Source organism: Rhizobium cauense, assembly GCF_019511525.1.
GTDB lineage: Bacteria > Pseudomonadota > Alphaproteobacteria > Rhizobiales > Rhizobiaceae > Rhizobium > Rhizobium cauense.
Genome location: NZ_JAEUAT010000010.1, coordinates 15,065 through 37,050 on the forward strand (window position 1 = coordinate 15,065; position 21,986 = coordinate 37,050).

At 60.2% G+C, this 21,986-nt stretch carries 17 protein-coding genes; 10 read left to right on the forward strand and 7 right to left on the reverse strand.

Annotated elements, in window-relative coordinates:
- Positions 1-21 precede the first annotated feature (21 nt).
- From JNB88_RS19060 to ubiA, 3 genes are all read left to right on the forward strand, one after another.
- Entirely contained in the window at positions 22-1,281 is a 1,260-nt protein-coding gene (locus JNB88_RS19060; protein WP_220356825.1) for an SAM-dependent methyltransferase, read from the forward strand.
- Between the two features lie 57 nt (positions 1,282-1,338).
- On the forward strand, positions 1,339-1,920 hold the full coding sequence (locus tag JNB88_RS19065) for a histidine phosphatase family protein (protein WP_220356826.1): 582 nt from the start codon (positions 1,339-1,341) through the stop codon (positions 1,918-1,920).
- Positions 1,921-1,984: 64 nt separating this feature from the next.
- Positions 1,985-2,944, forward strand: coding sequence for a 4-hydroxybenzoate octaprenyltransferase (ubiA, locus tag JNB88_RS19070; RefSeq protein ID WP_220356827.1), 960 nt, complete (start codon positions 1,985-1,987; stop codon positions 2,942-2,944).
- 70 nt (positions 2,945-3,014) lie between these two features.
- Here ubiA and JNB88_RS19075 read toward each other — a convergent pair whose 3' ends face one another.
- A complete protein-coding gene (locus JNB88_RS19075) occupies positions 3,015-3,581 on the reverse strand; it encodes a DUF6101 family protein (RefSeq protein ID WP_220356828.1) in 567 nt (188 codons plus the stop codon).
- A gap of 299 nt (positions 3,582-3,880) precedes the next feature.
- Between JNB88_RS19075 and JNB88_RS19080 the strand changes: the two genes are divergently transcribed.
- On the forward strand, positions 3,881-6,616 hold the full coding sequence (locus JNB88_RS19080; protein WP_220356829.1) for a DUF1217 domain-containing protein: 2,736 nt from the start codon (positions 3,881-3,883) through the stop codon (positions 6,614-6,616).
- A gap of 40 nt (positions 6,617-6,656) precedes the next feature.
- Here the strand turns inward: JNB88_RS19080 and JNB88_RS19085 are convergent, their stop codons facing one another.
- From JNB88_RS19085 to JNB88_RS19095, 3 genes are all read right to left on the reverse strand, one after another.
- Positions 6,657-8,084 (reverse strand): FAD-binding oxidoreductase, encoded by a 1,428-nt coding sequence (locus JNB88_RS19085; RefSeq protein ID WP_220356830.1) that lies wholly within the window; start codon positions 8,082-8,084, stop codon positions 6,657-6,659.
- Positions 8,085-8,103: 19 nt separating this feature from the next.
- Positions 8,104-9,078: an L-threonylcarbamoyladenylate synthase gene (locus JNB88_RS19090; RefSeq protein ID WP_220356831.1), complete on the reverse strand. Its 975-nt coding sequence runs from the start codon at positions 9,076-9,078 to the stop codon at positions 8,104-8,106.
- 103 nt (positions 9,079-9,181) lie between these two features.
- Positions 9,182-9,790 (reverse strand): DUF6656 family protein, encoded by a 609-nt coding sequence (locus JNB88_RS19095; protein ID WP_220356832.1) that lies wholly within the window; start codon positions 9,788-9,790, stop codon positions 9,182-9,184.
- 412 nt (positions 9,791-10,202) lie between these two features.
- On the opposite strand from JNB88_RS19095, the gene JNB88_RS19100 reads away from it, so the two are divergent.
- A complete protein-coding gene (locus JNB88_RS19100) occupies positions 10,203-11,447 on the forward strand; it encodes an aromatic ring-hydroxylating oxygenase subunit alpha (protein WP_220356833.1) in 1,245 nt (414 codons plus the stop codon).
- A 69-nt stretch (positions 11,448-11,516) separates the two neighbouring features.
- On the opposite strand, the gene JNB88_RS19105 is transcribed toward JNB88_RS19100, so the two are convergent.
- Complete coding sequence (locus JNB88_RS19105; protein ID WP_223217259.1) at positions 11,517-12,515, reverse strand: glycoside hydrolase family 25 protein; 999 nt, start codon at positions 12,513-12,515, stop codon at positions 11,517-11,519.
- A 155-nt stretch (positions 12,516-12,670) separates the two neighbouring features.
- Between JNB88_RS19105 and JNB88_RS19110 the strand changes: the two genes are divergently transcribed.
- A complete protein-coding gene (locus JNB88_RS19110; RefSeq protein ID WP_037135655.1) occupies positions 12,671-13,210 on the forward strand; it encodes a BA14K family protein in 540 nt (179 codons plus the stop codon).
- A 51-nt stretch (positions 13,211-13,261) separates the two neighbouring features.
- Here the strand turns inward: JNB88_RS19110 and JNB88_RS19115 are convergent, their stop codons facing one another.
- Positions 13,262-14,263: a transporter gene (locus JNB88_RS19115; protein WP_037135656.1), complete on the reverse strand. Its 1,002-nt coding sequence runs from the start codon at positions 14,261-14,263 to the stop codon at positions 13,262-13,264.
- A gap of 216 nt (positions 14,264-14,479) precedes the next feature.
- On the opposite strand from JNB88_RS19115, the gene JNB88_RS19120 reads away from it, so the two are divergent.
- The 4 genes from JNB88_RS19120 to JNB88_RS19135 all read left to right on the forward strand — a co-directional run bounded on the left by JNB88_RS19120 (position 14,480) and on the right by JNB88_RS19135 (position 21,364).
- Complete coding sequence (locus tag JNB88_RS19120) at positions 14,480-16,258, forward strand: acyl-CoA dehydrogenase family protein (protein ID WP_220356834.1); 1,779 nt, start codon at positions 14,480-14,482, stop codon at positions 16,256-16,258.
- Positions 16,259-16,267: 9 nt separating this feature from the next.
- Positions 16,268-17,020 (forward strand): crotonase/enoyl-CoA hydratase family protein, encoded by a 753-nt coding sequence (locus JNB88_RS19125; protein WP_220356835.1) that lies wholly within the window; start codon positions 16,268-16,270, stop codon positions 17,018-17,020.
- A 195-nt stretch (positions 17,021-17,215) separates the two neighbouring features.
- On the forward strand, positions 17,216-19,303 hold the full coding sequence (mcpU, locus tag JNB88_RS19130) for a methyl-accepting chemotaxis protein McpU (RefSeq protein WP_276572936.1): 2,088 nt from the start codon (positions 17,216-17,218) through the stop codon (positions 19,301-19,303).
- A 246-nt stretch (positions 19,304-19,549) separates the two neighbouring features.
- Positions 19,550-21,364 (forward strand): HAMP domain-containing methyl-accepting chemotaxis protein, encoded by a 1,815-nt coding sequence (locus tag JNB88_RS19135; RefSeq protein WP_220356837.1) that lies wholly within the window; start codon positions 19,550-19,552, stop codon positions 21,362-21,364.
- 203 nt (positions 21,365-21,567) lie between these two features.
- On the opposite strand, the gene JNB88_RS19140 is transcribed toward JNB88_RS19135, so the two are convergent.
- Positions 21,568-21,981 (reverse strand): VOC family protein, encoded by a 414-nt coding sequence (locus JNB88_RS19140; protein ID WP_220356838.1) that lies wholly within the window; start codon positions 21,979-21,981, stop codon positions 21,568-21,570.
- Positions 21,982-21,986: the final 5 nt, after the last annotated feature.

Sequence of the window (21,986 nt, forward strand, 5' to 3'; positions counted from 1 at the left end):
TCACATTGCGAGGCCTTACTTATGGCGTCGGCGTTTCTATCGATTGTCAAAAAAATCATCCGTAAGGGTAATCTGAGACTCACTCTCGCCAATGGCGAGACGCATGCCGTCGGCGACGGTTCCGGCGATCTTGTGGTCGTCCGCGTCGCCGATGAAGAGGCGGAACAGCTGATCCGCCGGGATCCCACCCTGAAGCTTGGCGAAATGTACATGGACGGCCGGTTCATTCTTGAACAGGGCAACATCTACGATTTCCTGTCGATGGTGAAACAGAACACCACCAACGAGATCTTCGATATCCCGATGGCGGCTCTCCTGATCGGTCGCATTGCCCTGCAGCAGCTGAAAAGCCGGCTTCCGATCAACCACAACAAGCGGAATGTAGCCCACCACTACGACTTGTCCGAACGGCTCTTCGAACTCTTTCTCGACGAGGACTGGCAATATTCCTGCGCCTACTACAATCCGCCCGGCATAAGCCTGGAGGAGGCGCAGGTAGCCAAGAAACGGCATATCGCCGCGAAGCTCCTGTTGGAACCGAACCAGCGTGTGCTGGAGATCGGCTCCGGTTGGGGCGGCATGGGCATGTATCTGGCTGAATCCACGCCGGGACTGGAGCTGCTCGGCATTACACTCAGCGAAGAGCAGCTGAAGATCTCGCGCGAGCGATCGCAAAAGCGCGGCCTTAACGATCGTGTCCGCTTCGAGCTGCAGGATTACCGCACGCTGACGGGCAAGAAGTTTGACCGCATCGTCTCGGTCGGCATGTTCGAGCATGTCGGCATCGGCAATTTCGGCAACTTCTTCAAGAAGGTGCATGAATTCCTCACCGATGACGGCGTCATGGTCCTGCATTCCATCGCGCGTCCGAAGCCGAGTTTCGGGACGAATGCCTTCATCGAGAAGTACATCTTCCCGCAAGGCTATATTCCCTCGATCGGCGAGACGCTGCCGTTCATCGAAAAGGCGGGACTTCTCGTGCGCGATGTCGAGGTTCTGCCGCTGCACTATGCATATACACTGCGCCATTGGCGCGAGCGTTTCGTGGCGCGCAAGGCAGAGGCGGTTGCTCTTTACGATGAACGGTTCTTCCGCATGTGGGAGTTCTACCTCGCCGGTTCGGAAATGGGCTTCCGCTGGGACGAACTGTTCATCATGCAGATCCAGATTTCGAAGAACCAGTATTCGACACCGGACAGCCGCGACTACATCCAGGCGACGGAGAAGAAGCTGAAAGAGTTCGAGGCGACGCGAGCGCCGCTCGAAAAAGTCATTCTCTGATCCAGATCAAGGGGCGCGGCGAAAATCGCGCCTTCTCAAATTCGGAGGCATCGTGGAATGGCAGGCGTCTTTCCGGAAATCCATCTCGTGCGTCACGGCGAAACCGCGTGGAGCTTGTCTGGCCGGCATACCGGTCGCAGCGACATCCCGCTCACGGAAAACGGCGAAGCTGCGGCGCGTCAGGTCGGCCCACGGCTTGCGGGCAGGAGTTTTGCCGCCGTCTGGTCTAGCCCCTCGCAACGGGCCCGCAACACCTGCGAACTTGCCGGTTTTGGTGCCGGCGTGATCGTCAAGGACGATCTGGCGGAGTGGGACTACGGCGCCTACGAAGGCATTACCACGAAGGAAATCCATGCGAGCCGGCTCGGCTGGCAACTGTTTCGCGACGGCTGCCCAAAGGGCGAGGCGGCGGCGGATGTCGGTGCGCGCGCAGACAGGGTCATCTCGGAACTGCGCCAGGCCAATACCTCGATCCTGATCTTCTCCAGCTCGCACTTCCTCCGCGTGCTTGGTGCTCGCTGGCTCGGATTGCCACCCGCTGATGGCGCGCGCTTCATCCTGGACACGACAAGCATCAGCGTCCTTGGCTACGAGCACGACTTGACAGAGCCGGTGATCAGACGATGGAACCAGCGCTGAAAGATCGCTGCGGTGGCTGAGAATTGACCTTGACCCGCGCCTTGACCGATCGCTAGATGGCGGCATGCAACAGATCGGCGGAATAAACGGGCGTGTCGCGGATGCGCCTTCGAACAACTGGGTTTATCGGGTCCTGCCGGCATGGCTCTGGCCCTATGCGCAGCTCGCGCGCTGGGATCGACCGATCGGCTGGCAGCTCCTGATGTGGCCATGCTTCTGGTCGGCGGCGATGGCTGCAAATGCGGCAAGTCATCTCGGCCAGTTCTCCGGCGGTCAGCTGATTTTCCATCTCGTGCTCTATTTCATCGGCTCCGTTGCCATGCGCGGGGCAGGGTGCACCTACAACGATCTCGTCGACCACAAGATCGACATGGAAGTGGCGCGCACCCGTTCGCGGCCGCTGCCATCCGGTCGGGTGACTCGAACGCAGGCCAAGGTGTTCATCGTCCTTCAGGCGCTTGTTGGGTTGCTGGTCGTTCTGCAACTGAACTGGTTCTCTGTCATTCTTGGGATTGTTTCGCTCGCCATCGTGGCGCTCTATCCCTTTGCAAAGCGCTTCACCGACTGGCCGCAGTTCTTCCTCGGCCTTGCCTTTTCCTGGGGTGCCTTGATGGGGTGGGCGGCGATTTTCGGCCGACTGTCGTTGGCGCCGATCCTCCTCTATCTCGCCTCGGTGGTCTGGACGATCGGTTACGACACGATCTACGCCCATCAGGACAAGGAGGACGATGAGCTGATCGGCGTTCGTTCCACCGCACGTCTGTTCGGCGACAAGACCAAGCAGTGGCTCGTCGCTCTCTATGGTTTGACCCTCGTGCTCGCCTTCGGTGCGTTCCTTGTCGCGGGAGTCGGCCTGTTTGGCTATCTCGGTCTGCTTGTCGCAGCCGGTATGTTTGCATGGCAAATCGTCACGCTGGATATCAACGACGGCGATCAGTGCCTGGCATTGTTCAAGTCGAACAACCGCGTCGGCCTCATCATTTTCCTCGGCCTTTTTGTGTCGCTGCTCGTCGCCTTGCCTTAGGCCGGGACGGAAGCCAAAAGAAAAACCCGGCACAGCGGCCGGGTTTTTCTTTTCTAACAGGTCGCATCGCTCAGCTACGGGCGATGATTTCCTTGCCTTCAATCTTCATGGCGACGCCGAGCTTGCCGGTCGTCCGACGCACGAGGAAGCGCGGACGGCGATTGGCGAAATAGGAGTGGCGGCGGCGCGGCTTCAATGCATTGGTGCGCAGGTCGCCGAGGTGCTCTTCCAACGGGCGGGCAACGCCGTCGGCCTCGACCATCAGCATCGGAATGCGGAAGGCCTCGGACCAGCTGCGCCAGTCGGCTGCAATGTCTGCGAGGTCGTGAGCGACCAGCAGCGGGACGCAGAGCTCGGGATCTTCATGGTGAAGTTCGAGCGTTACGGTGACTTCGCCGTCGCCATGGTCTATGGCGCGGGCGGCAACGCCCTTGAAGGCGCGCTTGGGGAGAGCGATCGAAAGCGGCAAGCCGCTCGCGGGAAGAACCTTGCGCAGGATGGCGCCACGTTCGTCGATCGTTATGCTGACGTCACTTGTGGAGTCGTGGATGGCGTAGCTGACCTGCTGGGGAAAGCGAGACGGATCGAGACGCAGTGTCGTTCCAGCCCATACGGGCTTCATAACGGTGTTGTTCATGTTCATTCTACCCTTGTCTTACCTGAGAGCCGGTTTCCGGTCTTCTCCTCGGGGCTTTTCGCCCTCTATGGCTCGACAATAGGCGCCGCCTCTTCCGGACAGCTTAAAAATCGCGGTTAAGAAAACTTTGCCTCCCTGGATGGTTATCAAAACCGAACGGGGCAAGGTTTCCCAAGGGTGAACGGCGGCTGTGCCATATTGCGACGCGGCACGAGTAAGTCTCGGGTAAGCTTTTTATCGCAAAATGACGCAGAACCACTCTGTCATACTTTGAAGACTTTGCCGGAAAAGGGCGCGTTATGATCTCTGCTTCGATGGCCTACAACATTCTGTCGGGGAACATGAAACAGAGCCTTGACCGGGTAGCCTCGCAGGCGACGATCAAGCGCGATGCCGAGTACTACGAAGCGAACATCAACAAGGTCAAAGACGTCGACGATTTCCTCGGCAACTATCGCCTCTACAGCTATGCGATGAAGGCTTACGGTCTTGAGGACATGACCTATGCGAAGGCCTTCATGAAGAAGGTGCTGGAAAGCGATCTCACGGACGCCAACAGCTTCGCCAACAAGCTCACGGACACACGCTACAAGGAATTCGCTGCGGCGTTCAATTTCAGTGCTCCGGCAGCAGATGCGCAGAGCGACTCGCAGGAGGACGATCTGATCGGCCTCTACACGCAGTCCTTTGCCGATGAGAGCACGAAGGCCAAGACGGAGACAGATTACTACAGCAGCGCAATCGACAAGGTGCAGGACGTTTCCGACCTCGTTGGCAACAGCCGCCTGCGTACCTATGTCCTCAAGGCCTACAATATCGATCCGACCTACGTTACCAAGGACTTCCTTGCGCAGGTGTTGACCAGCGACGTCAACGATCCCTCGAGTTTCGTCAACGTCAATGGAAATGCCAAGTACAAGGCGCTCGCAGCGCAGTTCAGCTTCAACGCGGACGGTACGATCAACGGTGCCGCGCAGACGGCGACCCAGAAGAATGCCGTCATCGAGCAATACAATCTGACAGTCCCGTCGACGGTCACGAAAACCGCAGCCGAATACAACAAGGCTTACTATCTGTCCAACATTGGCTCGATCACCAATGTCGACGAGCTCATCGCAGACACTCGCCTGACGTCCTATATCAAGGCAGCGTTCGGGATGAGCGCCAATTTCAGCAATGCCGCGTTAAAGACCGTCCTTACAAATTCCAGCTATGCGGAAACTCTCGGATATGACGCGGCCTATCAGGCATTCAATTTCAATGCGGATGGCACAATCAACTCCGCTGCTGCGTCCTATGTGGCCCAGACATCTGAGCAGATGAGTTCGATGGCCGCGAAGGCCGCCGACGCCACCAGATCCTACCAGGCAAAAATCGCTAACATCACCAACGTCGATGACCTCATCGCCGATGCGACAATGACCCGGTATGTCAAGGATGCCTACGGCATGCCGCAGGATATGAGCGACACGGACCTTCGGGCCGTGCTGACGGACTCGAGCTATGCTGACCAGCTCGGATACGGCATCGTCAAAGCCGCCTTCAATTTCCAGGCGGATGGCAGCCTGCCTGAGAGTACGTCGGCACAGACCTCGAGCCAGATGCGGCAGACAGGCACCGCCTCAAGCGATAACCTCGACTATTTCCAGGATAGCATCGGTGCCATCTCCAATGTCGATGACCTGATGGCCGACACCCGGATGACGAGCCTGATCAGATCCATCTACGGAGTGCCGGGGAGCGTCAGCGACGGTGACCTGAAGGATATGCTGATCGATCCCGATTTTGCCGCAGCCCAGGGCTTCAGCGAGCTCAACGCTGCATTCAGCTTCGCCGCCGATGGATCGGCTGGCGTTGCATCCGGTCCGCAATCGAGCGACCAGTTGAGGCTCATCACGACCTTCTATGACGCCCGCTACGACGACGCACAGCAGGCGGAGATCGACAGCGCGGTTGCGAACTACAAGAAGCGGATGACGGACGGCAACATCAAGAAGATCGACGACTTCCTGAAGAGCAATGCAACGGCCGACACCGACAAGAAGAACGATGACCTGCCGGAGCTTTATCAGATGGCCCTTCGCGCCTACGGGCTGACGGAGCAGGAAGTGCCGCGTTCGATGATGCGCAAGCTGCTCGAAAGTGATCCCTACGATCCCAAAGGCTATGTGGCTTCGCTCAAGGACGAGCGTATCACCAATATGGTCCGCGCGTTCAATTTCGGCAGCGACGGCAAGGTAACAGCGGAACTGGAAGTCTTGCCCGCAGCAGTCATGGCCAAATATGCGACGGACTACAAGTCGCAGATGCTGATGGGCATGAGCGACGGTCCGCTCAAGGACAAGGCCTCCAAGGACGCAACGACGGCGGTTGACGAGTTCGCAAAAGGCATGGCCAAGGTGAACTCGCTTGACGACTTCCTCAAGAACGACAAGCTGACCAGTCTGGTGTTGAAGGCCAACGGCCTTGATCCGAAAGAGTACGACGCGGCGACGCTGAAGAAGATCTTCACGTCGGATCCCTCTGATCCCAAGAGCTATCTGAACACCGAGGCCGATACGAGGTTCAAGGAGATCGTCGCTGACTTCAATTTCGATACGAAGGGCGAACTGACACGCGCCAAGATGGGCGCCATCCAGAACGTCGGTGCCGAGGAACGCACCCAGCAGGGCTATATTCAGCAGATGCTGGAAACGCAGGAAGGCGAAAAGAACGATGGTGTACGCCTTGCGCTCTATTTTGCCCGCAAGGCGCCTGACATTACCTCGCTCTACACAATTCTCGGCGACAAGGCGTTGTTCCAGGTGATCACGACGACATTCAACCTGCCGAGCGGCGTCTCCAGCATGGATGTCGACAAGCAGTTCGACATGCTTGGGAAGTTCGTCAGCCTGGACGACCTGCATGATTCGAAGAAGCTCGACAAGCTGATGAAACGCTTCACGGCCATGTACGACCTGCAGAACAACACCGGCACGTCGGCAGCGCTGACCATCCTCACCAACGGCGGCACGACAAGCACCAGCCTTCTCTAGGCGGAGGGGAGATCACGACGGGCGCAAGGCCGTCCCGTGACTAGTCGACGCTGACGACCTTTCCAGGATTCATGATGCCGGCCGGGTCGAACGCGCGCTTGATCCGGTGCATCAGGTCCATTTCGATTACCGGACGGATGGAAGCCAGTTCATCACGCTTGAGCTGGCCAATTCCGTGCTCCGCCGAAATCGAGCCGCCGTGGGCCAGCACGAAGCCGTGGACGATGTGGTTCATCTCGTGCCAGCGCCCCAGAAATTCCTGCTTGTCCGCACCGACAGGCTGGGAAATGTTGTAGTGAATATTGCCGTCGCCCATATGGCCGAAGGCGCAGATGCGGGCGCCGGGCATCGCGGCCATGACCGCTTCTCCGGCCTCGCGCATGAAGGCCGGAACTGCCGAAACCGGCACGGAAACGTCGTGCTTGATCGATCCGCCTTCCGGCTTCTGGGCGTCCGACATGCTTTCACGCATGTGCCAGAGCGCCTTCTGCTGTGCGACCGACGAGGCGATTGCTGCGTCCTGGACCAGTCCAGCCTCGAAACCCTGTTCGAGCAGCGCAGTCATCATGCGTTCGGCGGTTTCGGCTGAATCAGACGTGGAGATATCGACAAGGACGTACCAGGGATGAGCCGATTCCAGCGGATCGCGCACGCCGTCGATATTGCGGACGGTAATCTCGACGCCGAAGCGCGGCATCAGCTCGAAGCCGGTCAGGGAGGTGCCGCAAAGGCTGGACGCAAGGTTGAAGAATGCAAGCGCATCCTCCACCGAATTGAGACCCGCGAAGGCGACCTGCTTTCCGAGTGGTTGCGGAAAGAGCTTCAGCACGGCGCCGGTGATGATGCCGAGTGTGCCTTCCGCGCCGATGAAGAGGTCGCGCAGATCGTAGCCGGTATTGTCCTTCTTCAGTCGGCGCAGACCGTTCCAGATTTCTCCGGTCGGCAGCACCACCTCGAGGCCGAGGCAGAGCTGGCGCATGTTGCCGTAGGCAAGCACGGCAGTACCGCCGGCATTCGTCGACAGATTGCCGCCGATCCGGCAGGAGCCCTCGGAGCCGAGGGACAACGGAAACAGTCGACCGTGCGTCTCGGCTGCCTTCTGCACGTCCGCGAGAATCGCGCCGCCATCGGCGACAAGAATGTTGGCAACCGGATCGACATCGCGAACCTTGTTCATCCGCTCGAGCGAGATGATGATATCGGACTTGCCCTCGCGCGGCGTCTGGCCACCGACAAGGCCGGTGTTGCCCGTCTGAGGAACGACCGCCGTACCGGTCTCGGTCGCAAGCTTCAGGATCTCCGACACTTCTTCGACGGAGCCCGGCTTCAGCAGCAGAGGCGAGGAGCCATGGTACAGGCCGCGGTTTTCGATCAGATGCGGCGCAAGATCCGCTTCGCTGCGGAGTGCATGCTTCTCGCCGACGATGGCGGCAAAACGGTCGAGAAGTTCGGGGGAAACACTGCTCATCGAAACTCAGTCCTTCTTGTTATTCGCGTGGCGCGGCGGCGCGACGTAGCCGGTCGTTGATGGCCTCGCCCAGCCCTTCATCGGGAATGGCCGAAAAGGCGATCGTGGTGGCACCGCTGGCGTCTGCCTTCTTCATGAAATCGAACAGATTGGCCGCCGCTTCGGCAAGATCGCCGTCCTTGCTGAGATTGAGGATAATCCTGGCGCCATCGATACCGGAGACGGAAGTCTTGCCGAAGGCAATCAGCGCTTCGCCAGCATCGACGTGTGTTGCGTCCAGTCGGACCGTTGCTCCGGGAGCATAGTGCGATGCCAACATGCCTGGTGCCTCGATCGCCGCCGACGCCTTCCGAGACCTCAGAAGCTTCTGACCGGCCACGCGTTCGATCTCGGAGGCGGGCAACCCGCCGGGTCTGAGGAGCCTGACTTTGCCGTCCTCTACCTTCACGATCGTGGACTCGACGCCGACGGTGCTGGCACCCGCATCGAGGATCAGCTTGATACGCTCGCCGAGATCGGCATCGACATGGTCCGCGCTGGTCGCGCTGATCTTGCCTGAGGTGTTGGCGCTGGGTGCTGCAAGCGGCCGTCCGAAGGCGCGGATCAATTCTCCCGCAAAACCCTTCGGAACGCGGATGCCGACAGTATCAAGTCCGGCGGTCGCCAGCGAATGGATGGCGCTATCAGGCTTGAGCGGCAGCACCAGTGTGAGCGGGCCGGGCCAGAAGGCTTCGGCCAGCGCTCGCGAAACGGGGTCGAATTCCGCGTGCTTCTCGGCCATGGCAAGATCGGCCATATGGCAGATCAGCGGGTTGAAGCGGGGGCGGCCTTTGGTCTCGTAAATATGGGCAATCGCAATTGGGTTGGTCGCATCGGCAGCGAGCCCGTAGACGGTCTCCGTCGGGATGGCGATCGGAAACCCCGCGCCAAGTACCTCACAACCGGCCTCGATAGCCTGCTGCCTGTCTTTCCTGATGTCGATCGATCGTGCCATGCGCTGCCCGGATTGCTGTCCGGCAGTCCTTATGCCTTCCCGGCGCGAGGATCAATATGAGAGCGAACCGGTAATGCCGATCAGAGCTGGCGAATGATCCCGATCAGAGTTGGCGAATGATCTCGCGCAACTGTTCGTTCCGCGCGCCGAGCAACAAAACGTTCTTGATGGCGACTTGCGGATCGTCTGTTCTGAAGAGCAGCCCATTGCCGCGCACCGTACGGTCGATCGTCATCTTCTCCAGCGTATGTTCACCTGGCTTGATCGCAACGGCGAAGTACATGCGCGAATACTTCACATCGATCTTGTGAAAGAAATTGTCGTTGTCGCCGATGTCGGCATAGAAGTTCGCGATGTAGAAGGCCCAGCTAACTTCCTCGTAACGGGCGAACTTCGTCCGAGACGCGGTCACATGGCAATAGCCGAGATGCGGGCTGTCCTGCAGCGTCCGATGGAACAGCAGCTTCGGAAACTGGATCGAGCGGTGAAAGCCGTTGATATGCTGATGCGTCTTGGCACCTGCCGTCTGCAGCTTTTGACCGGTCTTCTTGGCGACTTCGTCGTGCGTGAGGTAACGCCGTTCGGCCGCCAGCCAGTGCGCCCGGGTCCTCGTGATCTTGCCGGTTCGAAGAAATTCGGAATGAGAGGTGGTGAGTCCCCCTTCACGATTGCTGGTCTTGTTGCTGGCGTCGAAGTAGCGAAGGTTCGCCATGGTGCGTATCCGCATGCGTCTCTGATGGAGCAAGGATAGGCAATCATGCTTAATGCTGTGTTAAGCGCGTCAATTGACGCGTCCGGCCCGGAATGGGCAAGGAGACAATGTCGCAGATACGATAGTTCCCGGAATGTTGGCCGAGGAGACGTGGCTTGTAGCGGATTGCGTCGATGTCGCAATTGGCCTCAACTGCCAACGATGGAGCCGGCTGGGCCTGAATGCCATCTCGGTTCACACGCTCCTTTGCCTCCTGTCGCCATTTTCGAAGCCGATGTCGCTTTACAACCAAGCACCGGGCCCGGGCGGTGCTTAAATGTCTCCTAAGCAAGTCTCCTGATGGAGAGGGAGCAAAGCTTCCGGCGGCTCTCGCTTTCGATCAAGCGATGGCCCCAAATACGAGGATGTGCAGATGGATATTCGCAGCAACGTATTGCGGCAATTGAAGGGGCGTCGTGAAGGCTTCAGTCTGGAGCAGCCTTTCTATATCGACGAAGATTACTTCAAGCTCGATATGGAGATGATCTATTACCGCGATTGGCTTTTCATGGGCCATGACTGCGAACTGCCAAAGGCCGGCGCTTATTTCACGGTCCAGATCGGCGACTATCCGGTTGTCATCGTCCGTGGTCGCGACAACGTCATCCGCGCCTTCCACAACAGCTGTCGCCATCGCGGCTCGCGTGTTTGCACCAAGGAGCACGGCTCCTCGGTTCGCCTCGTCTGCCCGTACCACCAGTGGGCCTACGATCTCGACGGCAAGCTCGCTTTCGCCCGCCACATGGGCGATGATTTCGACAAGAGCGGTTACAGCCTGAAGCCGGTGCATTGCGAGAGCTTCGGCGGCTATATCTTCATCTGTCTTGCCCAGAACGCGCCGGACTTTCAGCCGATCCGCGACATGGTGGCGCCTTACATGCTGCCCCATCGCTTGAGCGAGGCGAAGGTCGCCTTCCAGAGCACCATCATTGAGAAGGGCAACTGGAAGCTCGTCTGGGAGAACAACCGCGAGTGCTATCACTGCGCGGCAAACCATCCCGAGCTCTGCCGCACTTACCCGGAAGCCCCGAGCGTCACGGGTACAGATGGCGGTGCCGACGATCCGGAGATATCAGGTCACTGGGCGCGCTGCGAGGCCGCCGGACTGCCGAGCAAGTTTCAGATCTCGCCGGATGGCCAGTTCCGCACGGCCCGCATGCCGTTGATCGAGGACGCCGAGAGCTACACCATGTCCGGCAAGCGCGCCGTCAAGCGGTCGCTGTCCGACGACGTGACGATCGACCGCATCGGCACGATGCTGCTCTTCCATTACCCGACGACCTGGAACCACATTCTCGGCGACCATGCGATCTCCTTCCGCGTACTGCCGCTCAGCGCCAACGAAACGGCGGTCACGACGAAGTGGCTTGTGCACAAGGATGCCGTCGAGGGCGTTGATTACGACCTGACCGAACTCACGCACGTCTGGACGGAAACCAACGATCAGGACCGCCGCATCGTCGAGGAAAATGCCTTCGGCATCCACTCGCCGGCATACGAGCCCGGCCCTTATTCGATGCTGCACGAAGGCGGCGTCATGCAGTTCCTCGAATGGTACTCGAACTTCATGGTCAATCGCCTGCAAGGCGATCAGGCAAAGCTCTCCGTTGTCGCCTGATCCAAGGAAGACTTCCTCCCGAGTGACCTCGTCTCCCCGAGAGGCGGGGTCTTTTTTTGAACGGGCTGCTTAGAAGTCGCGCCGGGTGCGGACCACTTCGCCCTGCGGGATCGACGAGGTCACGATCGGATCGGACGCGGCCGGTGGAGCTGCTCTCGTCTCTTGGGCAGGTCTTCTGCGCGGTTCCATCTCGATCTTGGCAAGGATGAGCGGCGGGTCGGGGGCGCGAGCGGGCAGGAGGTCGCCGCGGGCCCATACCTTGGCGAGTTCGGTACCGCTCATCGGCGCTACATTGACGTCGATATCGGTCAGAGTGCCCGGAACGCGGTATGGGCAGCGGCGCTTGCTGCAATTCAGCCCCGACGAGAATTGCCACATCAGGTAGTTGTCCCAGTTTCCCATCGGAAACACGCCTTTCACCTCGGGCTTGTATCGCGCATACCAGATCGGCAGTCGTGCGAGCACCGGATAGTCGTTCCTGTAAGCGGCGATGTAGCGGGCCGTGTTGTGATTGGTGTAGAGAACCGGATAGCGCCCTGTCCGGACCCTGATGTGGCCCGCGAATATCTGCGCATCCTCGAGCGACATGAACTTTTGCGGATCAATGCCTTCCAGGTCGAGGATCATCATCTCGTCGTCCTGTGGATCGGCATAGTCCAGGAAATGGTTGGCCTGATCGACCGGGTTGCCTGGCCGCGCAAGGTGATAGGAGCCCCACAGCAGCCCTGCCGCTCTGGCAACGAGCCGCCGTGTCTGAAAGAGTTCGCGGCTGACAGCGTATTTGCGCCACATCGTCTTGCAATGCGCGACCGTGTCCCCGGCGTGGTCGCCGATGCACGAGAAGCTTTCCGGTAGTCCATCCGAGGCCTTGGAGATGAAGGCGGCGATCCGCTTGTCGGAAAGCAGCGCCTTCCAGTCTATCGTGTTCAGCTCGTAGGCGTCTATGACGAGGGCGTTTCTGGGGTTCTTCCAGGGCAGGGTGTCCGTGGCCGCAACCTCGGGCGCAGTCCCCGCGACCAACGCCGGAACCATAAGGCGAAGCAGAAGATTTCTCCAGGATTGCTTCATGGAACGAGCGTGGGGAATGTCGGTTAATGTCCAGTTAATCCGTGATCGCTTAAGAACGGAAAGTCGCGACAACGGCATGAAAAATTGGCCATAGGAACGTTTTCACAGCCTTCGCGTTATCGTCCGCGCTTATTCCAACTGGGAATGGAGATTCCATGACTGGATTTTTCAAGAAGATTGCGATCGCCGCCATTTCAATTGCAGCGCTTTCGAGCAGCTTTGTGACGTCTCAGGCAATGCAGATGCCGGCGCTGCCGCATGTCGAGAACTCCGGCGATATCCAGGGCGTGCAATATTGCCGCGGCCCGTATTGCGGGCCGGGATATCGCCCGGGCTACCGACCTGGCTACCGGCCCGGCTACCGGCCTGGCTATTATCCGGGCTATCGCCCGCCGGCCTACCGCCCTGCCTACCGTCAGGGCTGGTATGGGGGCTATCGCGGCTATCCCTACTATCGCAGTGGTTATCGCTACTACGACGGATACTGGTTCCCTCTCGCTGCCTTCGGCGCTGGCGCCATCATCGGCGGCGCAATCGCTTCGCAGCCGACCTACGTGGCGCCTCCTCCGGCGGCTCCCCTTGGATCGGGTCATGTTGCCTGGTGCCAGTCGCGCTATCGCTCGTACCGCGTCTACGACAACACTTTCCAGCCGTACAACGGTCCGCGCCAGCAGTGCGTTTCGCCGTACTACTGAGTGAAGGTTGATCGCTTCAAGAGGCCCGGCAGCGATGCCGGGCCTTTTCATTTAAAGGATGTTGACGCGCTTGAGCAGCCACCATGCCAACAGAATCGAAGCGATGATAATGGCGAACGCGTATTCCGTCCCACCGCTGCCGCTGCCTTCGGCAAATGGCAGGTTCGTCGTGTTCATCCCGAAGAAACCCGTCACCAGCGTCGGCGGCAGCAGGAAGGCCGTCATGATCGACAGAATGTAGAGGTGCCGGTTCGTCTCGGAGGATAGCTTCGAGTCGATTTCTTCATGCAGCAGGCGCGCGCGGTCCTGCAGGGCATAAATATCGTGATCGACCGTTTCGAGGCGGCTTGTGAGCCGTCCCGCGACGTCCTCGAAGCCGAAAGGCATTTCGTCGTCGTGCGAGGCAGCTGCCCGCCGCATCAGGGCGAGAACCGTTCTCAGGTGCCTGTGTAGTCTGACGACTGTGCGCCGGACAGGTGCCAGGCGTCGGCGTTCGTCACGTGGCGTGTTGTCGTAAACGAAGTCCTCGATGATGTTGAGCTCGTCGGTCATCTCCATAACGATCGAGAGCAGCGTGCGCTGGAATTCGATGACAAGGGTTTCGAACAGATCGACGGGACGTTCAAATTTAGTCGGGTTCTTCTCGACGAGTGCCCGCGCGCGCTCGATGCTTCGTAGCGGTTGCAGCCGCGTCGTGATGATGAAACCATCGGATATCGCAAAGTGCAGCCAGCCAAGATCGGCCGTCTCGTGATCGAACTCGCGCTGACAATCGACAAGCGTGCCGTAAAGCATCTGCTCGTCCACGGTAATCGCGGCATGCGTGTCGCGCGTGATCAAGGCGGCCTTGGCATCGTCGTTCAAGCCCTCGATGCTATCGAGTAGGGCGGGAACGCGGGCATCGGCAAGGTTGAGATGCAGCCAGTAGAAGCCGCCGCCGTTTGTGAGTTCGCTCTGCGGCGCGCTATTCGGGAGACGCATGGCCTTGCCGCCTTCGGGCGGAAAGCGATAGGCCCACACGAGTCCCGGTATGTTGGCGGGCAAAGTATCCATTGGTGCGCCGGTCCTCTTGCGATGGCGGTCTGTGTCCTTAGACATTCTCTATGACGGTTGTTTGTGCAAGTGCTCAATAGCGCAGACATTCCTTACTTCCCGCGCACAGACGCGGGAAAGTTTGAAATTGACGTTTACGTAAAAATCAATTAGCTCTGCCGTCGGAGAGGTCAAAGGGCGTTTCGCTCGGCGGCCAGGGATGCGAGGAGATCACTGATGTACAAGGCGCCCGTCGAAGAGATTTCGTTTACGCTGAAGCACGTGGCTGGCTTGGGCAGTGCAATCGAGGCCGGTTTGCTGGGTGATCTCGGCGAAGATCTCGTTGACGCGATCCTTCACGAAGCGGGACGGTTCGCCACGGATGAAGTGGCTCCGCTGGCCGAAATCGGCGACCGCCAGGGGTCGCGCCTGGTGGATGGCAAGGTGGTGACCCCAGACGGTTGGCGCAATCTCTACCAAGACTGGATCGCCGGCGGCTGGAACGGCCTGACCGCACCTGAGGAGTTCGGCGGACAGGCGCTGCCGCACATGCTGAATGTCGCGGCGCTCGAGATGTGGAACTCCGGTTCGATGGCATTCGCGCTCTGCCCGACGCTCACTATGGGCGCGATCGAGGCGATCAACAACCACGCTTCGGACGAACTCAAGCACACGTATCTCGCAAAACTCGTCTCCGGTGAATGGACCGGGACGATGAACCTGACGGAGCCGCATGCCGGCTCCGACCTTGGTGTCCTCAAGACGCGGGCCGAACGCCGCGACGACGGCACTTATCGCATCTTCGGCCAGAAGATCTTCATCACATGGGGCGAACACGACGCCGCCGATAACATCGTTCACCTCGTGCTCGCCCGCCTGCCGGATGCGCCAGCCGGAACTCGCGGCATCTCCCTGTTTCTGGTGCCTAAATTCCTCGTCAATCCGGATGGATCCCTCGGCGCCCGCAACGATCTCTTCGCACATTCCCTGGAACACAAGCTCGGCATCCACGGCTCACCGACTTGCACGATGATTTATGGGGATGGCAAGTTTGGCGGGGAGAAGGGGGCGATCGGCTGGCTGATCGGCGAAGAGAACAAGGGCCTCGCCTGCATGTTCACGATGATGAACAACGCCCGCCTTGCGGTCGGCATGCAGGGCGTGGCGATTGCCGAGGCGGCGACGCAGAAGGCGATCGCCTATGCCAAGGAGCGCACCCAGGGCAAGGCGCCCGGCTGGACGGGCGCCGGCATGAGCCCGATCATCGAACATCCCGACGTTACCCGCATGCTGCTGACGATGAAGGCGCTGACCCAAGGCGCCCGCGCGATTTCCTATGCCTGCGCCCACGCCATCGACATGTCGCATCGCGCGACCGAAGACAACAAGCATTGGCAGGAACGCGCTGCGCTGCTGACGCCGATCGCCAAGTCCTTTTCCACCGATGTCGGCGTTGACGTCGCCTCGCTCGGCATTCAGGTGCATGGCGGCATGGGCTTCATCGAAGAAACGGGTGCCGCGCGCTACCTGCGTGATGCGCGTATCGCGCCGATCTACGAGGGGACGAATGGCATTCAGGCTATCGATCTCGTCACCCGCAAGCTGACGCTTTCGGACGGCGAACAGGTGCATGGCTTCATCGGCGAGCTCAAGCAAATTGCCGATCAGGTTCGCCACTCCAATCTGGACGGGTTTGGTGCGACCGCGAACCGCCTCGACGCGGCCATAACCGACCTCGGCGAAGCGACGGACTGGTTGCTGGCGCAGCTGCGTGACGGCAAGGCAGTCGAGGCTTTGGCCGGTGCAACACCCTATCAGCGTCTCTTTGGCCTTGTCCTCACCGGTTGCTATCTTGCCAAGGGCGGGCTCGCGCAGGCGCCTGATGGTGGCTCTGAGAGACGCATTGCGGTCTGCCGCTTTGCCGCAGAAAACCTTCTTTCCGAGGTTGCTGCGCTAAAGGATAGCGTCATCAGCGGTGCTGCGAGCCTTGCCGCCGCGAAAATCGTTCTTGCTTGAGGAGCCATCATGACAGAGCAGGTCATCGTCGAGCAGAATGCAGCACACCCTGGCATCCAGATCATCCGCTTCAACAGGCCGGAGAAGAAGAACGCCATCACCCGCGCCATGTATCGGACGATGGCGGACGCGCTGACTGCGGCCAATGGCGACACCGCGATCCGTGCAACGGCTTTTCTCGGCACGGAAGGCTGCTTCTCCGCCGGCAACGACCTTGGCGATTTCCTCGCCGCCGCCATGGGTGGCGCCATGCCTCGGGAGATCATCGAGTTTCTCTATGCGCTGGTCCGCTCCGAAAAGCCGATCGTGTCAGGCGTCGACGGGCTTGCCATCGGGATCGGAACCACGATGCATTTGCATTGCGACCTGACTATCGCCTCCGCGCGCAGCCAGTTCCGCACACCGTTCGTCGATCTTGCCCTCGTCCCGGAAGCGGCGTCCAGCCTGCTTGCGCCACGCATCATGGGACAGCAGCGCGCTTTCGCGCTGCTTGCCGCAGGCGAGGGCTTTTCAGGCGAGGAGGCGCGAGAGGCCGGGCTCGTCTGGAAGGTCTGCGCGCCCGACGAAGTCGAAGCCACGACCCTCGCCACCGCAAACAAGCTTGCGGCAAAGCCGCCCGAAGCGCTGAAGATCGCGCGCAGTTTGATCCGCGGCGACCGCGATGAGATCATTGCCCGCATCGACGAGGAAGCTCGCCACTTCTCCGATCGCCTGCACAGCGCCGAAGCACGGGCGGCTTTCGAGGCTTTCATGCGGCGCTGACGACGGAAAAGTTTGAGTTTCGTCAAATTTTAAGCATGTCTTAAATACCCCTCTAATATTAGGGTCATGACACCGCGCCGATGTCGCGGTCGTCCGGGCGCATGAGGCGCTTTGTCCAGTTTTGCCCATAGCCTGCGCATCGAGCAGCCCGCGTCTCGTCAAGTACGGCGCGGACCGCTCACGAAAGGGAAATCATTGAAAAAGAAGACGAATTTGATGACGCGCATCCTTGTTGCCGCGTCTGCCGTTGTTCTCGTGGCCTTTGCCGCCTTTTCCTACTACATCAACTCAGTCGAGCGGAGCACCGCGACGGCCGCGATCGAAGCCAACATCAGCTCGTCCGGCGAGCAGGCCGCAAACAGCCTTGCCAACTGGATGAACGGCCGTGTGACGCTGACCGCCATGGTCGCCAACGCCATCGGACGCGCCGCGGACCAGAAGGGCGTCGAAGCCGTGCTGCAGAACGATGTCCTGACCAGCCAGTTCGTCAGCACATATTTCGGCGACGAGCAGGGCGTCTTCACCATGTGGCCGAAGCTGCCGATGCCGGATGGCTATGATCCGCGCAAGCGTCCGTGGTACCAGGATGCCGTCAAGGCCAACGCGAGCGTCATGACCGAGCCCTATGTCGATGCGTCGAGTGGCGATCTCATCATCAGCTCCGCTGTCCCTGTAAGTCACGACGGCAAATTGGCCGGCGTCGTCGGCAGCGACTTCTCGCTGAAGACCATGGTCGACATGATCAAGGAAATCGATCTCGGTGGCAAAGGCACGGCCTTCCTCGTCAACAAGAGCGGTCAGATCCTGATCCACCCCGATGCAAAGCTGGTAACAAAGACGCTTGCCGACGCTTTCCCGGCTGAGACACCGGCGATCAAGGCCGGGCTCGCTCCGGCTGAGTTTGCCGGCAAGGATGTCCTCGTCAGCTTCATGCCGGTTGCAGGGTTGCCGTCGGTCGAATGGTACCTCGGCTTCGTCGTGGACAGTGACGCAGCCTTCGCTTCGCTGAACGAGTTCCGCATTGCCGCGACCATTGCCACGATCCTTGCGGTCGGTCTGATGATCGCCGCCATGGCTTGGCTGCTGCATGGCCTCGTGATCCGTCCGGTCACCGACATGACCGCAGCGATGCAGAAGCTTGCTGCCGGCGATCTGTCGGTCGCCATTCCAGGTGAGCAGCGCCGCGACCAGATCGGCTCGATGGCCGAAGCCGTTGCCGTCTTCAAGAAGAACGCAATCGACCGCCAGCGCCTCGAGGGTGAAGCCGAAACCGGCCGTGCCCTTACCGAGCACGAGCGCCAGGAACGTGAGCAGCAGAAGAACCGCGAAGCGGCGGAAATTCGAGATGCCGTCGACGCGCTTGCAGGCGCGCTCGGTGCTCTGTCGGACGGCAACCTCGCGCATCGCATTGACGCACCGTTTGCCCCGCATCTCGACCGCCTTCGCAACGACTACAACACCGCTGTCACCAAGCTCCACGGCGCGCTGCATGCCGTCGGCAACAATGCTCATGCGATCGATGCCGGCGCGAGTGAAATCCGCACCGCTGCGGACGGGCTTGCTCGCCGCACGGAGCAGCAGGCGGCCTCGGTCGAGGAGACTGCGGCGGCGCTCGAGGAGATCACCACGACCGTCAAGGACACCGCTCGCCGCGCCGAGGAAGCCGGCAGCCTCGTCGCCCGCACCCGCAGCGGTGCAGAAGAGTCCGGCAATATCGTCCGCAAGGCTGTCTCGGCGATGAACGAGATCGAGGAATCCTCGCAGAAGATCGCGAACATCATCGGTGTGATCGACGACATCGCTTTCCAGACCAACCTGCTGGCGCTGAACGCCGGCGTGGAAGCGGCCCGTGCCGGTGAAGCCGGCAAGGGCTTTGCCGTCGTCGCTCAGGAAGTGCGCGAGCTGGCCCAGCGTTCCGCCCAGGCGGCGAAGGAAATCGAAAGCCTGATCACCGCGTCGAATAGTCAGGTTCGTTCCGGCGTGACCCTCGTCGGCGATACCGGCAAGGCATTGGAGGCGATTGTCGGCCAGGTTCAGGAGATCAGCCGCCATGTCGGCGCTATCGTCACGGCAACCCGCGAGCAGTCGACCGGGCTTGCGGAGATCAATACCGCCGTCAACACGATGGATCAGGGCACGCAGCAGAACGCCGCCATGGTCGAGGAGCAGACGGCCGCTAGCCACGGACTGGCGCAGGAGGCGGCCAAGTTGATGCAGTTGCTCAGCCAGTTCAACCTGCAGGCCGCAGCTCAGGCTTCAGCGTATAACCGCCGCGCCGCCTGATCCGTAATTCGCGACGAGATTGAGAACGCCCGCGCTTGTCGCGGGCGTTTTTCGTTGGACGCCGACGAGTGCTTAAAAATATTACTTTTAATCAAATCTTACGGATCTTCGGCTTTAGTGAGATCCAATGCATGACGCAGGACGGATATCGTCCGTACCGTTTCCCGACATCACCAAGGCAAGTGGCCGCGCAGGCGATCGATTCCGATCGATCGCGCCTTGTCACTTTGGCCGTATGAGACCGCCATGTCCAAACTGAAGATAAAAACGCTCCTTCCGCTTCTCTTCCTGTCTCTCGTTATCATTGCCTTGGTTCAGGGGGCGATCGCGGCCTTCTCGCTCACCAATCTGGAAGCCAACACCCGGCAGATCGGCGCGCAGAACATTCCGAACACCGAGCGGCTTCATGCGATCGTCACGACGCTGAACGACGTTCGTCGCAGCTACGCCGACTATCTCCTTGCAACTGGCAAGACGGACTTCCGCAACGCCGAGACGACACTGAAGGCCCGCCGGCAGCGTCTCACGACGGCGATTGCCGCTTTCGACAAGCAGCCGAAGAGCGACTACATGAACCAGAATTTCGGCCGGCTGCAGAAGGCGCTCGCCAACGATGCGGCGCTTGCCGACAAGATCATCGCTCTGGCGCTCGATAACAAGCGCAGCCTGGCGAACAGCATCTATCGCGGCGAACTCTCGATGTCCGCCAACAACATCCAGACCCTCGTCGACGGAATGCTCGCAAAGGATCGGCAGTCGACTGACGCGGCGCTCGCTGCCGCAGCCAACAACTACGGAACCGGCGTCCTGTCGATTGTCGGTGGTCTCGTCGTTGCGGTTGTTGTCGCCATTGGCGCCGCCTTCCTTGCCTGGAAGCGTATATCGCAGCCGATCTCGACGATTGCCGCTCGTATGGCCCGTCTCGCCGATGGCGAACTCGACGCTGCCGTCCCCTACGCCGGTCGCAAGGATGAGATCGGCGACATGGCGGCTGCCGTTGGGGTCTTCCGCGATAATTCCTTCGCCCGCCTCGATCTCGAGCGCAATGCCGAGCATAGCCGCGAACAGGCGCAGCAGGAGCGCTCGCGCAACGAAGCATCGAAGGCCCGCGAAACCGCTGAAATCCAACATGCCGTGGCAGCGCTCGCGGAAGCGCTTGGCGCCCTCTCTGAAGGCGATCTGACGCGTACGATCGAGACACCGTTTGCCGATCACCTCGACCGGCTGCGCAACGATTTCAACGCATCCGTCGCCAAGCTACGGGCCGTCCTGCAGGAAGTCGGCGACAACGCCCATGCGATCGACGCGGGCGCCGGAGAAATCCGCACCGCAGCCGATGGACTCGCCCGGCGTACCGAGCAGCAGGCAGCCTCCATCGAGGAAACTGCGGCGGCGCTGGAAGAGATCACCACGACCGTCAAGGACACGGCTCGCCGCGCCGAGGAAGCCGGTACGCTGGTCACCCGGACACGCAACGGCGCCGAAGAATCCGGTAACATCGTCCGCAAGGCTGTCTCGGCGATGACGGAGATCGAGCAGTCGTCCGAAAAGATCTCCAATATCATCAGCGTCATCGACGACATCGCTTTTCAGACCAACCTGCTGGCGCTGAACGCTGGCGTGGAAGCGGCCCGTGCCGGCGAAGCCGGCAAGGGCTTTGCCGTCGTCGCTCAGGAAGTGCGCGAACTGGCCCAGCGTTCCGCCCAGGCGGCAAAGGAAATCGAAAGCCTGATCACCGCGTCGAACAGTCAGGTTCGTTCCGGCGTGACCCTCGTCGGCGATACCGGCAAGGCGCTGGAGGCGATCGTTGGCCAGGTTCAGGAGATCAGCCGCCACGTCGGTGCTATCGTCACGGCAACCCGCGAGCAATCGACCGGGCTTGCGGAGATCAATACCGCCGTCAACACGATGGATCAGGGCACGCAGCAGAACGCAGCCATGGTCGAGGAACAGACGGCCGCTAGCCACGGACTGGCGCAGGAAGCGGCCAAACTGATGCAGTTGCTCAGCCAGTTCAACCTGCAGGCCACATCCCCGGCATACGGCCGCTACGCTGCCTGATTGAACCGGATACTGGACAATCAAGAACGCCCGCGCTGGTCGCGGGCGTTCAGACTTGCTGACGACGTGTTCTTTTTGCGGAACCGTCGGTTTCTCCGTCATGCCGGCCTTGAGCCGGCATCCGGCGGCACCGCGTTAGCGGTGGGCAAGGCCTTTTGCGCGCACTTGGACCCCGGCTCAATCGGCCGGGGTGAACGGGCCCTTCATTGCTGAGATCGCGAATTCTCGGAATGGCCCTGAGGTCCTGGATTTTGAGGCTCCCCGATCTCGATTGCGTGCCTGTCGGGGTCATAAAAGCGGAACACCCTCTGCCCCCACTCCTGTCGTTCGACGGGATGGATCAGCTCCACCTGCGGTGCGATGCGTTCGAAGGCGGCATCGACGTCCTCATGTTCGAAATACAGAAGCAGATTTCCTCGCCCGTAGGGTCCTTCACTGACAAGCGGTCGCCGCCAGATCGTTTGCTCCAGCGACTTTCCATCGTGGATCGCAAAACCAGTCTCGAAAAGCACGAAGGTTCCGAAGTCCTCCAAGATCTTCAGGCCAATCGTCGTGCGATAAAATTCCTTGGAGCGATTGATGTCGCGGACGAAAGGAATGGGATTGATAAAACGCATCGAAT

Bases quoted from the DNA above. Each gene is read 5' to 3' on its own strand.
- JNB88_RS19125 (WP_220356835.1), top strand. From the start codon at position 16,268: ATGACAGAGCAGGTCATCGTCGAGCAGAATGCAGCACACCCTGGCATC.
- JNB88_RS19105 (WP_223217259.1), bottom strand. From the start codon at position 12,515: ATGAAGCAATCCTGGAGAAATCTTCTGCTTCGCCTTATGGTTCCGGCG.
- JNB88_RS19120 (WP_220356834.1), top strand. From the start codon at position 14,480: ATGTACAAGGCGCCCGTCGAAGAGATTTCGTTTACGCTGAAGCACGTG.
- JNB88_RS19080 (WP_220356829.1), top strand. From the start codon at position 3,881: ATGATCTCTGCTTCGATGGCCTACAACATTCTGTCGGGGAACATGAAA.
- JNB88_RS19115 (WP_037135656.1), bottom strand. From the start codon at position 14,263: ATGGATACTTTGCCCGCCAACATACCGGGACTCGTGTGGGCCTATCGC.
- JNB88_RS19110 (WP_037135655.1), top strand. From the start codon at position 12,671: ATGACTGGATTTTTCAAGAAGATTGCGATCGCCGCCATTTCAATTGCA.
- JNB88_RS19065 (WP_220356826.1), top strand. From the start codon at position 1,339: ATGGCAGGCGTCTTTCCGGAAATCCATCTCGTGCGTCACGGCGAAACC.
- JNB88_RS19135 (WP_220356837.1), top strand. From the start codon at position 19,550: ATGTCCAAACTGAAGATAAAAACGCTCCTTCCGCTTCTCTTCCTGTCT.
- JNB88_RS19140 (WP_220356838.1), bottom strand. From the start codon at position 21,981: ATGCGTTTTATCAATCCCATTCCTTTCGTCCGCGACATCAATCGCTCC.
- JNB88_RS19060 (WP_220356825.1), top strand. From the start codon at position 22: ATGGCGTCGGCGTTTCTATCGATTGTCAAAAAAATCATCCGTAAGGGT.
- JNB88_RS19095 (WP_220356832.1), bottom strand. From the start codon at position 9,790: ATGGCGAACCTTCGCTACTTCGACGCCAGCAACAAGACCAGCAATCGT.
- JNB88_RS19075 (WP_220356828.1), bottom strand. From the start codon at position 3,581: ATGAACAACACCGTTATGAAGCCCGTATGGGCTGGAACGACACTGCGT.
- ubiA (WP_220356827.1), top strand. From the start codon at position 1,985: ATGCAACAGATCGGCGGAATAAACGGGCGTGTCGCGGATGCGCCTTCG.
- JNB88_RS19085 (WP_220356830.1), bottom strand. From the start codon at position 8,084: ATGAGCAGTGTTTCCCCCGAACTTCTCGACCGTTTTGCCGCCATCGTC.
- JNB88_RS19100 (WP_220356833.1), top strand. From the start codon at position 10,203: ATGGATATTCGCAGCAACGTATTGCGGCAATTGAAGGGGCGTCGTGAA.
- JNB88_RS19090 (WP_220356831.1), bottom strand. From the start codon at position 9,078: ATGGCACGATCGATCGACATCAGGAAAGACAGGCAGCAGGCTATCGAG.